This is a genomic window from Paraburkholderia haematera (genome assembly GCF_905220975.1).
GTDB lineage: Bacteria > Pseudomonadota > Gammaproteobacteria > Burkholderiales > Burkholderiaceae > Paraburkholderia > Paraburkholderia haematera.
In genome coordinates this window covers 16,753-31,274 of record NZ_CAJNBK010000038.1, presented here as the reverse complement: position 1 = coordinate 31,274, position 14,522 = coordinate 16,753, and the positions used below count along the sequence as shown (strand labels likewise).

Genomic DNA, 14,522 nt, shown 5'->3' with positions numbered 1-14,522 from the left:
TGGGATAGCCCACGCAAGCATAGAACCTGAACACTCCTTCCAACTGTTCCGTACGGACACGATGCGGCGGCTTGCCCTATAATCGAACGATCGTTCTTAAATTTTAGGGCGACCGTGGCAAATGCGTGGCGGGATCGAGGCGGCTATATGCCACCAGTCAGTCGCGGCGCACCACAGGCCATGTGCCGCTAAACTCATTATCGCCGGGCGCTTTACGCCGCACCGGTCCGTTCATCAGGAGACTCGCACCATGGCATTGCCCGCCGTCCTGCAAAAACTCGCGCTTCCCGTCGTCGCTTCGCCGATGTTCATCGTCAGCTATCCCGAACTCGTGTTAGCTCAATGTAAGGCCGGCATTGTCGGCTCGTTCCCGGCGCTGAATGCCCGCCCGGCCGAACTGCTCGACGAATGGCTCACGCAGATTCAGGCCCAGCTCGCCGAGCACAAGGCGGCTCATCCCGACGCGATCATTGGGCCGATCGCCGTCAACCAGATCGTTCATCAGTCGAATACGCGGCTCGAGCACGACGTGCGGGTGTGCGTCGAGCACAAGGTGCCGATCTTCATCACCAGCCTGCGCGCACCGGCGCGTGAGATCGTCGACGCGGTGCATAGCTACGGCGGCATCGTGCTGCACGACGTGATCAACCTTCGCCATGCGCAGAAGGCGCTGGAAGCGGGCGTCGACGGATTGATCCTGGTGGCGTCGGGTGCCGGCGGGCATGCGGGCACGACCTCGCCGTTCGCGCTGGTCGGCGAAGTACGGCGCATGTTCGACGGCCCGATCGTGCTGTCCGGTTCGATCGCCAACGGCGGCTCGATTCTCGCCGCGCAGGCCATGGGCGCGGACCTCGCCTACATGGGCACGCGTTTCATCGCGACCAAAGAAGCGCACGCGGTCGACAGCTACAAGCAGGCGATCGTCAATTCCACGGCGTCGGACATCATCTATACGAACCTGTTCACCGGCGTGCACGGCAACTACATTCGCGAAAGTATCGTGAACGCGGGGCTGGACCCGGAAGCGCTGCCGGAATCGGACAAGACCGCGATGAACTTCGCCAGCGACAAGGCGAAGGCGTGGAAAGATATCTGGGGCGCAGGCCAGGGCGTCGGCCTGATGGACGACGTGCCGAGCGTAGGCGAGCTGGTTCAGCGTTTGACCAAGGAATATGACGACGCGAAAGCGCGACTCGGCATCGCGCGGTAAGGCGCTGCGCGTGAACGGGTGACGGTATTGCCGCGGCTCCGCCTGGAGCGAAGCCGCAGCCCGGCAAGCTTCGGCTTCACATATTGCGGCGGTACTGCCCGCCCACTTCAAACAACGCGTGCGTGATTTGCCCGAGCGAGCAGACACGCACGACGTCCATCAGCACCGCGAACACGTTGTCATCGTCGATCACCGCGCGCTTCAGGCTCTCCAGCGCCGCGGGTGCATCGTCCTGGTGCCGTGCCTGAAAATCGCGTAGGCGCTTCAACTGGCTCTGTTTCTCTTCATCGGTGGAGCGAGCGAGCGCGATCGGCTGCGGCGCTTCATGGGGATGCGCGCTCAAAAACGTGTTCACGCCGACGATCGGATACGAGCCATCATGCTTGCGATGCTCGTACAGCATCGACTCGTCCTGAATGCGCCCGCGCTGATAACCCGTTTCCATTGCGCCTAACACGCCACCGCGCTCGGTCAACCGATCGAATTCCGCCAGCACCGCTTCTTCCACCAGGTCGGTCAGCTCCTCGATCACGAAGCTGCCCTGATTCGGATTCTGATTTTTCGCCAGCCCCCATTCGCGGTTGATGATCAACTGGATCGCGACCGCACGGCGCACCGAATCTTCGGTGGGCGTGGTGATCGCTTCATCGAATGCGTTGGTGTGCAGCGAATTGCAGTTGTCGTAGATCGCGATCAGCGCTTGCAGCGTGGTGCGGATATCGTTGAAGTCGATCTCCTGCGCGTGCAGGCTGCGGCCCGAGGTCTGCACGTGATACTTGAGCTTCTGGCTGCGTTCGTTCGCGCCGTAGCGTTCACGCATGGCAATGGCCCAGATGCGGCGCGCGACACGGCCCAGCACCGTGTACTCCGGGTCCATGCCGTTCGAAAAGAAGAACGACAGATTCGGCGCGAAGTCGTCGATCGACATGCCGCGCGCGAGATAGGCCTCGACATAGGTGAAGCCGTTCGCGAGCGTATACGCCAACTGCGAGATCGGATTCGCGCCGGCCTCGGCGATGTGATAGCCGGAGATCGACACCGAATAGAAATTCCGCACGCGGTGATCGACAAAGTACGCCTGAATATCGCCCATCACTTTCAGGCTGAACTCGGTCGAAAAGATGCAGGTGTTCTGGCCTTGATCTTCCTTCAGGATGTCGGCCTGGACCGTGCCGCGCACGTTTTCCAGCGCGGTGCGGCGGGCGGCGGCGAGTTCGTCTTCCGTGAGCGAACGGCCTTGCTGCTGCGTCATGCGCGCGATCTGCTGATCGATCGCGACATTGAAGAACATCGCGAGAATCGTCGGCGCCGGGCCGTTGATCGTCATCGACACCGACGTTTCGGGCGCACACAGATCGAAGCCGTCGTAGAGCGCTTTCATGTCGTCGAGCGTCGCGACGGAGACGCCTGAGTTACCCACCTTGCCGTAGATGTCGGGGCGCTCGTGCGGCTCTTCGCCATAGAGGGTGACCGAGTCGAAGGCCGTCGAAAGACGTTTGGCCGGCATGCCTTCGGAGAGCAATTTGAAGCGGCGGTTGGTGCGGAACGGATCGCCTTCGCCAGCGAACATCCGTGTCGGGTCTTCGTTTTCACGGCGGAACGGAAACACGCCCGCGGTGAACGGAAAGTAGCCGGGAAGATTGTCGAGCATCAGCCAACGCAGGATTTCGCCGTGGTCGACGAATTTCGGCAGCGCGACTTTGCGGACCTTGGATCCGGATAGTGTCGTGACGATGAGCGCGGTACGAATGTCGCGGTCGCGAATCCGGACGATGTGTTCGTCGCCGGAATAGGCGGCCACCGTTTGCGGCCATGCTTCGAGAAGTGTGCGTTCGCGTTCGCCGAGGGCGGCGGTGCGTTGGGCGATGAGTGTGTCGAGTTGGGTGTGGAGATGGGCCGCTGCAGCGCTCGTGCCTGTGCCTGTGCCTGTGCCTGTGCCTGTGCCTGTGCCTGTGCCTGTGCCTGTACTAGCTTCGCCGAGCATCCGGCGCGCTTCAGTAAGCTGCCAGCGCTCACGTGCGACCCGTGCCTGCGCGTCGGCACGCTCGCGATACACGTGAACGGTCTGCGCGACATCCGCCAGATAGCGCACGCGAGCCGGCGGCACGATGGCGTTGCGGCCGCTCGAAAAGCGCCGGTCGTCAAGCGTGGGCAGACGGCCTCCGCCTGAACGCAGGCCGTGCGTGCGCAGTGCCTCGGCCACGTGCTGATAAAGCGCGGTCACGCCATCGTCGTTAAAGCGCGAGGCGATCGTGCCGAACACCGGCATCGCGCCGGGCAACCTGGTGAAGTCGCCGCGATTGCGCTGCACCTGCTTGGCGACATCGCGCAACGCATCAGGCGCGCCCTTGCGATCGAACTTATTGATCGCGACGAAGCTGGCGAAGTCGAGCATGTCGATCTTCTCCAATTGGCTCGCCGCACCGAACTCCGGTGTCATCACATACAGCGATTCGTCGACGAACGGCACGATCGCCGCATTGCCCTGCCCAATCCCGGACGTTTCGACGATGATCAGATCGAAGCCGGCGGCCTTGCACAACGTGAGCACGTCGGACAAAGAATCGGTGATTTCACTCGACGCGTTGCGCGTCGCCATCGAGCGCATGTAGACGCGCGCGCCGCCACCCCAATCACCGATTGCGTTCATGCGGATGCGGTCGCCGAGCAGCGCGCCGCCGGATTTGCGGCGCGACGGATCGATCGCCAGCACGGCGATGGTGAGGGCGTCACCATAGTCGAGACGAAAACGGCGGATCAGTTCGTCGGTCAGCGAGGATTTGCCGGCGCCACCGGTGCCGGTGATACCGAGGACGGGGATCTCGGTCGCTTCAGCAAGGACCGATAGTATTTCCTGCTCGGCTGATTTGACGCGGCCCACTTCATACCCGCTGATCAGTTGAGCAAGGCGGCGGAAGGTGAAGGCTGCCGGGTCTGAGTGTTCGGCTGTACTGGCGATGTCGGCCGCACCGGCAGCGGCAACGTTGACGCTGTCGGCGATCTGGCCGGCATGGAACGCCCCGCCCGCCTGACGCAAGTTAGCGGGACGATCGCGCGCGTCGGTGCGATCGCCGGCCCTTGGTTCGACGCGCGACTCTGCGCGCGGCTCGAAACGCGGTAACCCACACGCCGACAAATCGGCCACCCACTCGCCAATCGGACTCGCCCGTGCGGCGGCAGCGGCGCGCACGACTTCGGCGCAGCGCGCCATCATGTCGTCGATCATGCCTTGCAGGCCGAGCCGCTGGCCGTCATGCGGTGAATAGATCTTCTCGACACCGTACCGCTCGAGTTCGGCAATTTCTTCGGGGACGATCACGCCGCCGCCCCCGCCAAATACCTTGATGCGCTCGCCGCCACGCGCGCGCAGCAGATCGACGAGATAACGGAAGTATTCGTTGTGGCCGCCCTGGTAGCTCGACACGGCGACGCCGTCGGCGTCTTCTTGCAATGCGGCGGTGGCGACTTCATCGACCGAGCGGTTGTGGCCGAGGTGGATCACCTCGACGCCGCTCGCTTGCAGAATGCGCCGCATGATGTTGATCGACGCGTCGTGGCCGTCGAACAAGGCGGCGGCCGTGACGAAACGCAGGCGCCGGCCCGCGGGCAGCTTGTGGCCACCGGCGCGCTGCGGCGTGGACAGATCGGTCATGTCTCCCCCAGATCGTTACGCGTATGGGTGCTGCAACCAGTATAGCGAAACGGGGGAGGCGCCTGATCGGGCGGCTGCACGCGGCTCAAAGCGCTTGCGCACCGGCTGGCGTAGCCGCGCAACGCGCCTACCGCACCGCGAGCGCCTTGATCTGCTCGAGCGAAGGCCAAAGCGATTCGTTCGCGAACCGGTCGGCCAGGAAGTCGACGAACGAGCGCACTTTGGCCGACAGATGCCGACGGCTCGCATAGACGACGTGGATCGGTAACTCGCGCGGCGGCACGTCGTCCACCAGTAGCGGCACCAGGCGCCCCGCAGCCAGATCGTCGCCGATCACCTCGGTGCCGAGCATCGCGATGCCCGCGCCTTGCAGCACGATCACGCGCTGCGCCTCCAGGTGGTTGACGATCAGATTGCCGGACAGACGCACGCGCGACGAGGCATCGCCGGCCGCGGGAGCGATTTCGAGCGCGGACACACCCGCGTATTGCAGATAGTTGTGACGCGCCAGATCGGCGACGGTCTTCGGCGTGCCGTGCCGGCGCAGATAGGCCGGCGACGCGCACAGCACCAGATGGGCAGTCGCGATCTGCCGGGCGATCAGCGAAGACGATTTCAGCCCGCTCGGCGAGGCCCGGATCGCGACGTCGTAGCCTTCGTCGATCAGTTCGACCACGCGGTCGGACAGGGTCATGTCGACGGTGACTTGCGGATACTGCGCGGCGTAGTCGGCCACCGCGGCCATCACGTGGCTCAAGCCGAAAGCCGACAACGACGACACCCGCAAGCGCCCCTGCGGCACGACGCTCGCCGCGCCGACCACCTGCCCGGCTTCTTCAAGTTCGGTGAGCACCTGGCTTAGGCGTTCGTAATATTCGCGGCCCGCCTCGGTCGGCGCGACACGGCGCGTGGTGCGGTTCAGCAAACGCGCGCCGAGTTGCTGCTCGAGGTGCATCACGTGCTTGCTCGCCATCGCCGCCGACATCTCCATCCGTTCGGCCGCGCCGACAAAGCTGCCGACTTCGACCACATGGCGGAACACTTTCATGCTGACGAGGGTATCCATCTCAATCGCTCGCTTCAGGAATCAATCGACGCCATTTTGCCGGGTTTATCAAAAACTGGTCGGTAAATCGCGGAGAGGTGGGAACCTGAAGCAGGCACCTGAAGCGGATGCCAGAAACGGCGAAGCCCACCTTCCGGAGAAGGTGGGCTTCGCAGATGCTGCCTGTTTCCACAGGGTTGGCGTCACGCGGCGCCTGCTCGCAGGTGCCGGCCGCCTTGACTCCAGCCGTTTAGAACTTCGCGCGCAGGCCGACGCCGTACGTGTTGCCGCTCGACTGGCTGGTGATCTTGTCGTACATATAAGCCGCGTAGATGTCCGTGCGCTTGGACAGCGGATAGTCGTAGCCGACTGCCGCCGTCTGACGGGTCTGGTCGAGGCCGCCACCGTCGCGAGAATAGGCGTACGACGCCATCACCGTACCCGGGCCGGCCGGTACCGACACGCCGCCCTGCGCCGTATTCACGTGCCAGCTCGAAATGGTCTGCTGGTTATACGTGTACATGTATTGCCCAAAGAACTTTACGAACTTCATGTCGTACGAGACGCCGGCTTGCGCCACGCTCTGGCTCTTCAGGCCCGGAACGCCAGACGAATCGAAGCTGCCGAGGTCACCCGGCACGTTGTTGAAGTTCACGTACTGGTACACCGCCGTCGCCGCGAACGGGCCGTGGAAATACAGCACCTGGCCGCTCCACTTCTTCGCGCTGTTCTGACCTGCCGTGTTGCCGAGCGCGTACATCGCCGTAGCGGACAGGCCGCCGAAGTTCGGCGATGAGTACGACACCGCGTTGTTCCAGCCCGAATCGCCTGTCACGCCCTGATCCGTCGAGTAGGTCGGGAACGTGCCGAGCCCAAGGTACACGTGGGTCACCATCGGCGAGAACACGTACGAGTCGATGAACGGGTTGAACAGGATCGTCGACACGAACAGCGGCGTGGTCAGACGGCCGGCCGTCACCGTGCCGTACGGCGATTCGATACCGACGTACGCGTTACGCGAGAACATCGTGTCGCCCTGGAAGCGGCCGTACTGGCCGTTCTGCGCACGGAAGAAGCCTTCCAGCGTGAAGATCGCCTTGTAGCCGTTGCCCAGATCCTCAGCCCCCTTCAAGCCCCAGTACGACGTCGACATGCCGCCACCGGACACCTGCACTGCCGTCTTGCCGCCCGGGAATTTCTGCGCGCCAACCCATTCGTCGACCTGACCGTAGAGTTGCACGCTCGATTGCGCAAAAGCAGACGATGCACTGGCCAGCAGAGCGGCACACGCGGTTGCCTTGAGGGTGGTCTTCAGCGCACTGCTGATGCTTGTTTTCATGGGTTCTCCTGTCTTTGTCAAAAGGGTGTGGCTGTGCGAAAGGGGGAGCTCGCGCGAACCGTTGTTGTCGTCCGTTCGATCATCGAGCCAATCTGGGCGGGACCATCTTTGCGGACCATTTTTATGGACAAAAATATCGTGGGTTATTGCGGGTATAGCGATCTGATTAGTTTTGTCACTTATCGGCCTGATAAAGCCGTGGCCGCGTACGTCATCGCCGCATTGCGGCGGACTTCACGGTTCGGCGCAAAGCGTTACTGACATTGCGCCCGACTGGGTGATAACGGTTGAGATGACATACGGATGACGCGCCGCGGCGAAGCTGATCGAATTTGACGACGAGACGCAGTGTGCTGCCGAGCGTTTTCAAAAAAGTGTGGCGTCGAAACGTCACATTGACAGGGGCTTTCCGGACGGCGGCGACGCGCAATGCCGCCGCGAACCGGTTTGAAAGCCGGAAAAGCGGATTCGGCGAAGCGTGCGAAGGGGATTATGTGAAAGGACGCGCGGTGTAGGACCGCACTTATCGCGAGCTTTTAGTCCGCGATTAGTTACGGTATGGCGAACCTACCTGCTGACGCGGGTCGTCAGTCTGGCGCGGCATGGCGCGCGAGGCGCCGCGCTCTTCGTTGTAGCGGGCGACATCGGCGCGAATCGAGCCGGCGCGAACTGGCGCGTTCGGCGGCGGCCGGGGCACCGCGCGCGATTCGGCACTAACCGGGGTGATAGCGCCGGCGTACTGCATGCCGCCGCGGCCATCGTCAGGATATCCAGCCGGCCCGGCGACACGACGCATGCCTGGGTTGTGACCGCCAAAGCCGTTCACGTAGCTGCCAGTGGCGAAGTTCGCGCCGCCATGCGGCAAGCGCGCGTTGCTGTCGACCACGTTGTTGCGAGCCGGTCTTACATTGGCGGCGCCATAGTAATAGCCGCGGTTACGCGCATCGCCGCGCATTGGGTGGTCCGCAGCGGCGCGCGAGTAACCGCCACCACCGCCGATATGCGGTATGCCCGATACTTTTGCATAGGCGAACGAGCACAACGCGGCGATAACCGCGCCCAACGCCCAGTGCTTCGTTCTCGACAACCCGTCCACCAAGTGACTCACATGCCCGAAGACTTGCCTGAAGCCCACCGTTCGAGCTGCGATGGACTTGTTCTGGGACCGGCACGAGCGCCGCGAATCTGTCGCGGCGCGGGGCATCCCGATGGCCTTTGAGCAGTAATTTATGGGTGTGGGCAAAGGGTGTCGAGCCAAAAAGTGTTAGGCCTCGACCGCTGTTGTAACACCTTGTTACTGCGACGTTTTTCTGCGACAGAGCCATTGCGCCAAAGCCTTGAAACAGCTTGGTCCGGCGGCTTTACCAGGATCCGCCAAGCAAGCTCGCGTATGACGAATTCCAGGCGGATTTTTCGCCTGATTGTCAAAACGGCAGTGGACCAAACAGATGCGCTCGCCAATACTGAAACTGACCATGGGCATCGACTGAAGCTCGCCGATACAGCGATTTGATGCGCAATGCTCATTAATCGATTCGTTAAATGAATTTGCATATTTAATCAGTTTTCAACAACAATAGGCGTTTTTCATAGCCTGAGTCGGGCGCATTCGCACGCGCCCTGCTTTCCGCATCACCGAATCGAGATTCCGCCATGGCTCGCCCGAAACTGCTTCCCGACAATTTCACCTTGTGCCTTGTGGGCACCGTGATCCTCGCCAGCCTCCTGCCGGTTCACGGGCAGGCCGCTGTCGGGTTCAACTGGGTGACGAACGTCGCAGTCGGCCTGCTGTTTTTCCTGCACGGCGCCAAGCTTTCACGCGAAGCGATCATTGCGGGTGCGACGCATTGGCGCCTGCATCTGGTGGTGCTGCTCAGCACCTTCGCGCTCTTTCCGCTGCTCGGCCTCGCGCTGAAGCCGCTCCTTTCGCCACTTGTCACGCCGGCGCTCTATGCGGGGGTCCTCTTCCTCTGCACGCTGCCGTCTACGGTTCAATCGTCTATCGCGTTCACCTCTATTGCCAAAGGCAACGTGCCCGCCGCCGTATGCAGCGCGTCGGCCTCGAGCCTGCTGGGCATCTTCATCACGCCCGCACTCGTCAGCCTCGTCGTCACCAATCAGGCCGCGAGCGGCGGCGCCTCGCCGTGGCATACGGTGGGCAACATCGTTCTGCAATTGCTGGTGCCGTTCGTGGCCGGGCAGTTGCTGCGCCCGCTGATCGGCAAGTGGATCGAACGCAACCGCGGCGTGCTGAAGTTCGTCGACCAGGGCTCGATCCTGCTGGTGGTGTACGGCGCGTTCAGCGAGGCCGTCAACGAAGGCCTGTGGCATACGATTCCGTTGTCCGCGCTCGGCGGCCTGCTGTTGATCTGCGTGGTGCTGCTCGCGCTCGCGCTGGCCTTGACGATCCTGGTCAGCAAGCGGCTCGGATTCAACCGCGCCGATCAGATCACGATCATCTTCTGCGGTTCGAAGAAAAGCCTCGCCGCCGGCGTGCCGATGGCCAAGGTGATTTTCGCCTCGCACGCGGTGGGCGCGGTGGTCTTGCCGCTGATGCTGTTCCACCAGATCCAGTTGATGGTGTGCGCCGCGCTCGCGCAGCGCTGGGGTGCTCGCGACCTCAGCGGCGAAACCCGTGCCGCCTCGCGCGAGCAGCCCGCCCCCGCTGTGGCGCGCCGTTGAATACGCGCGCAATGCAAACAGGACATTCATAAGCGCCCTCCCTGAGCGTCATTCGAAGAAAGCCGCCTCGTGCGGCTTTTTTGTTATTTCACGCTCAAACACCGCCGCTGTCGCCTCAGCCGGATGGCATAGGCAAAGTCCTGGCCGTGGCAAAACGAGCCGACGGCGAGGCTGGGCCCAGGCCCAAGCGCACCATCCCGGTGCAACGCTTCACTAAAAATTCACTTAATTTCACCCAGGATGGGTCGATAAGACGAAGGTCGATCGCTACGCCTAACTGCCATGCAACTTCGTTCGCCCTCCCGATCCGCTACGCCGCGCATCGAGGAGTTGATCGCCCGGCGTGACTTGTCCGCCGTATTCCAGCCGATCATCGATTTCGACGACGGCGCGATCCTCGGCTACGAAGGTTTGATCCGCGGCCCGGCCGACACGTCGCTCGAGGCGCCGTTCGCCCTGTTTTCGCAGGCACTCGCCGAAGGCTGCACGCTTGAACTCGAACAGGCCGCCGCGCGCACCTGCATCGAAGCGTTCGCGAGGCTCGATTTCGACGGCAAGCTGTTTCTCAATTTCAGCGCGGGCGCGATCCGGCAACTGGCGGAAACACGCGACGACACGCTCGAGCTGTTGCGCCGCCGCGGCGTCGATCCGCAACGGATCGTGATCGAACTGACGGAGCAAAGCACGATTCAGGATATCGCCAGCTTCCTGCCTGTGATTTCGGCGCTGCGTATGGCGGGCGCGCAGTTCGCGCTCGACGACTACGGCACCGCGAACGCCAGCATGAATCTTTGGGTGCGCCTGCAACCGGACGTCGTCAAGATCGACCGCTTCTTCATCCACGGCATCTCCAGCGATTCGCTCAAGTTCGAAGCCGTGCGCGCCATGCAGCACTTCGCCAACGCAAGCGGCGCACGGCTGGTGGCCGAAGGCATCGAGGACGAAGCGGATCTGATCGTGGTGCGCGACATGGGGATCGCCTGCGGGCAGGGCTTTTTCTTCGGCCGTCCGCATGCCAAGCCGGCCAGCAGGGTCACTGACGACGCCCGCGACGCACTGCGCGCCGGCCACATCGCCGTGTTCCCCGAAACCACGCGCACGGTGAGCAGCGCGTCGCCCTCGGGCGGCATGGCCTCGGCGAAGATGATGGTGCATGCGCCCGCGCTGCCGCGCCATGCCACCAACAACGACGTGCTCGAACTGTTCAACCGCCTGCCCGATCTGCACGCGGTGGCGGTGGTCGAGCACGACCAACCCGTCGCACTGATCAATCGCCGCAGTTTCATGGACCGCTACGCGCTGCCTTACCACCGCGAACTGTTCGGCAAGCGGCCGTGCCTGCAGTTTGCGAACGCGTCGCCGGTGATCATCGAGCAATCGATGACCGTCGAACAAATGGCCAAACTGCTCGCGAGCGACGACCAGCGTTATCTCGCCGACGGCTTCGTCATCACCGACCGCGACGGCAAATACGCCGGTCTCGGCACGGGCGAGAACCTCGTGCGCGCGGTGACCGAGGTGCGCATCGAAGCCGCGCGCTACGCGAACCCGCTGACCTTCTTGCCGGGCAACATCCCGATCAGTTCGCACATCGCCCGCCTGTTGGGCAACGACGCGGGCTTCTACGCGTGCTACGTCGATCTGAACCACTTCAAGCCCTTTAACGATCAGTACGGCTATTGGCAGGGCGACGAAGTGCTGAAATTCGCGGCCGCCGTGCTTGCCGACGTCTGCGACCCGACCCGCGATTTCCTCGGGCACGTCGGCGGCGACGATTTCCTGATCCTGTTCCAGAGCGAGGACTGGCAAGACCGCGTGCTGCGCGCGATCCACCTGTTCAACGAAGGCGCGCAGCGCTTCTACGCGCCGGCCGACCGGCTGGCCGGCGGCATCCACGGTGAAGACCGGCGCGGCAATCCGACCTTCTTCGGCTTCGTGACGATGGCGATCGGCTGCGTGCGCGTCGAGTCGGACGGCGGTCCGTCGTTTTACAGCAGCGAGGAAATTGCGTCTGTCGCGGCGCTGGCGAAGCGGCGCGCAAAGCACGAGACGAGTGGCTTCGTGCTGATCGACGCGGATGAGAGCGTGGCGCTGCTGCGCGGACAGGCTGACGTGGCGGTGATGCCTGTCGACTGAGTGCTGGGGCGCGCCCACGCCTACACTCACGCCTTGTTTAGTATTTTTTACTAAACAACATAAATCGGGCCAGCGCCACTGTCTACGGGTATTTACGGGTACGGATCATGGGTTCGTGAGGCGGTTTCCGCCACGTTTTACTATACAATCGCCCGAACCCAAACAGCGTACGGCGGCCCCTCTTGCGGCCGCTTCATTCGATGGCCACAACCATCCGCGACGTCGCGCGCGCGGCAAGCGTGTCGATCGGCACCGTCTCACGCGCCCTGAAGAATCAGCCCGGCCTTTCCGAGGCCACCCGCGAACGCGTTGTCGAAGCGGCGCGGCAGCTCGGCTATGACGCCGCACAGTTGCGCCCGCGGATCCGCCGTCTCACTTTTCTGCTGCACCGTCAGCACAACAACTTCGCCGTCAGCCCATTCTTTTCGCACGTGCTGCACGGCGTGGAAGACGCATGCCGCGAACGCGGCATTGTTCCGTCCGTGCTGACCGCCGGCCCGACCGAAGACGTGATCCATCAGATGCGCCTGCATGCGCCGGACGCGGTGGCGATCGCCGGTTTCGTCGAGCCTGAAACGCTGGCCACGCTGGTGGCGATGCAACGCCCGCTCGTGCTGATCGACCTCTGGGCGCCGGGCTTGCGCTCGGTGAATCTCGACAACGCCGCGGGCGCCACGCTCGCCATGCGGCATCTGTTCGAACAGCAGCGCAAGCGCGTTGCGTTCATCGGCGGCTCGCTCGCGCACTTCAGCATTGCCCAGCGCGCGCTCGGTTACCGGCGCGCGTTTTTCGAAGCGGGGTTGCTGTTCGACCCGTCGCTGGAAGTCACGATCGACGCCGGTCTCGATCCCGACAGCGGCGCCGCGCGCGCCATGCATCAGTTGCTCGATGCGCCCGGCCCGCGGCCCGATGCCGTATTCGCCTACAACGACGCCGCCGCGCTCGCCGCGCTGCGCGTGTGCCTCGCGCGAGGCATCCGCGTGCCCGAGGACATCGCGATCGTCGGCTTCGACGACATTCCCGCCGCCGCGCATGCCACGCCGCCGTTGTCGACCATTTCGGTCGACAAGGAAGCGCTCGGCCGCCGCGGCGTCGAGCTTCTGCTTGAAGACGCACCCGCTGAACTCGAAGTTCACTTGCCCGTCCATCTCATTGCCCGCGCCAGTACTTTGGTAAAAACGCCATGACGCAATCCGATCCGCTTCACCTCGCTAACGGCGCCACCGCGGCGCCGTCCGTCGACAGCTTTCGCAGCCTCGACTTCCTGCTCGCTCATGTGCAGGACACCCTGCGCTTTTACGCACCGAACGTGCGCGATCAGAGCGGCGGCTTCTTCCATTTTTTCCGCGACGACGGCTCGGTGTACGACAAGACCACGCGGCATCTGGTGAGCACGTGCCGCTACGTCTTCAACTACGCAATGGCGTATCGCCAGTTCGGCGACCCGCAGCATCTCGAGTACGCGCGCCACGGTTTGCGCTTCCTGCGCGAAGCGCATTGGGACGCCGAACACGAAGGCTACGACTGGGAGCTCGAATGGCACGACGGCAAGAAACGCACGCTTGACGCCACGCGCCACTGCTATGGCCTCGCGTTCGTGCTGCTTGCGTATTCGCATGCGGCGATGGCCGGCATCGAGGAAGCGCGGCCGATGATCGGCGCGACCTTCGAGCTCATGGAGCATCGTTTCTGGGACGCCGCCGCAGGTCTCTATGCCGACGAGGCGACACCCGACTGGCGCGTCAGTTCATACCGCGGCCAGAACGCGAACATGCACACCACCGAGGCGCTCCTCGCCGCGCACGAGGCGACCGGGCACCTGGTCTATCTCGATCGGGCGGAACGGGTGGCGTCGAACATCACGCTGCGTCAGGCGAAGCTCTCGCAAGGTCTCGTGTGGGAGCACTTTCACGCGGACTGGTCGGTCGATTGGCATTACAACCAGGAAGACAGCTCGAACATCTTCCGTCCATGGGGCTTCCAGCCCGGGCACCAGACCGAATGGGCCAAACTGCTGCTGATTCTGGAGCGCTATCGTCCGTTGCCGTGGTTGCTGCCGCGCGCCATCGAACTATTCGACGCCGCCATGACGCATGCCTGGGACGAAGATCACGGCGGGCTCTATTACGGCTTCGGCCCGGACGGCACCGTATGCGACCACGACAAGTATTTCTGGGTTCAGGCGGAGACCTTCGCGACCGCGGCGCTGCTCGGCAGGCGCACCGGCAACGAGCGCTTCTGGGACTGGTACGACGAGATCTGGCGCTACAGCTGGACGCATTTCGTCGATCACAAGTATGGCGCGTGGTACCGCATCCTCACCTGCGACAACCGTAAGTACAGCGACGAAAAGAGTCCCGCCGGCAAGACCGACTATCACACGATGGGTGCGTGCTACGAGGTGCTGGCGCACGCACTGCCTGACGGCGCGGCGCCCGCGCCCGAATCCGCGGAGTAA

Annotated in this window: 9 protein-coding genes; 5 read left to right on the top strand and 4 right to left on the bottom strand. The window is 63.3% G+C overall.

Annotated elements, in window-relative coordinates; translation table 11 throughout:
- Nucleotides 1-250: 250 nt before the first annotated feature.
- Complete coding sequence (locus KHO23_RS32715) at nucleotides 251-1,210, top strand: NAD(P)H-dependent flavin oxidoreductase (RefSeq protein ID WP_211616944.1); 960 nt, start codon at nucleotides 251-253, stop codon at nucleotides 1,208-1,210.
- A 76-nt stretch (nucleotides 1,211-1,286) separates the two neighbouring features.
- Here KHO23_RS32715 and icmF read toward each other — a convergent pair whose 3' ends face one another.
- From icmF to KHO23_RS32695, 4 genes are all read right to left on the bottom strand, one after another.
- Nucleotides 1,287-4,862 carry a fused isobutyryl-CoA mutase/GTPase IcmF gene (icmF, locus tag KHO23_RS32710; RefSeq protein ID WP_211616942.1) on the bottom strand — a complete coding sequence of 1,192 codons (3,576 nt, stop codon included), beginning with the start codon at nucleotides 4,860-4,862 and terminating at the stop codon, nucleotides 1,287-1,289.
- Between the two features lie 127 nt (nucleotides 4,863-4,989).
- Nucleotides 4,990-5,928: a LysR family transcriptional regulator gene (locus tag KHO23_RS32705; RefSeq protein ID WP_211616940.1), complete on the bottom strand. Its 939-nt coding sequence runs from the start codon at nucleotides 5,926-5,928 to the stop codon at nucleotides 4,990-4,992.
- Nucleotides 5,929-6,157: 229 nt separating this feature from the next.
- Entirely contained in the window at nucleotides 6,158-7,246 is a 1,089-nt protein-coding gene (locus tag KHO23_RS32700) for a porin (protein WP_211616938.1), read from the bottom strand.
- A gap of 547 nt (nucleotides 7,247-7,793) precedes the next feature.
- Entirely contained in the window at nucleotides 7,794-8,342 is a 549-nt protein-coding gene (locus KHO23_RS32695; protein WP_211616972.1) for a hypothetical protein, read from the bottom strand.
- 557 nt (nucleotides 8,343-8,899) lie between these two features.
- Between KHO23_RS32695 and KHO23_RS32690 the strand changes: the two genes are divergently transcribed.
- From KHO23_RS32690 to KHO23_RS32675, 4 genes are all read left to right on the top strand, one after another.
- Nucleotides 8,900-9,928, top strand: coding sequence for a bile acid:sodium symporter family protein (locus KHO23_RS32690; RefSeq protein WP_211616936.1), 1,029 nt, complete (start codon nucleotides 8,900-8,902; stop codon nucleotides 9,926-9,928).
- 282 nt (nucleotides 9,929-10,210) lie between these two features.
- Nucleotides 10,211-12,064: an EAL domain-containing protein gene (locus tag KHO23_RS32685; protein WP_211616934.1), complete on the top strand. Its 1,854-nt coding sequence runs from the start codon at nucleotides 10,211-10,213 to the stop codon at nucleotides 12,062-12,064.
- Between the two features lie 200 nt (nucleotides 12,065-12,264).
- Nucleotides 12,265-13,251: a LacI family DNA-binding transcriptional regulator gene (locus KHO23_RS32680; RefSeq protein WP_211616932.1), complete on the top strand. Its 987-nt coding sequence runs from the start codon at nucleotides 12,265-12,267 to the stop codon at nucleotides 13,249-13,251.
- A complete protein-coding gene (locus tag KHO23_RS32675) occupies nucleotides 13,248-14,522 on the top strand; it encodes an AGE family epimerase/isomerase (protein WP_211616930.1) in 1,275 nt (424 codons plus the stop codon). The genes KHO23_RS32680 and KHO23_RS32675 overlap by 4 nt, the downstream gene beginning before the upstream one ends.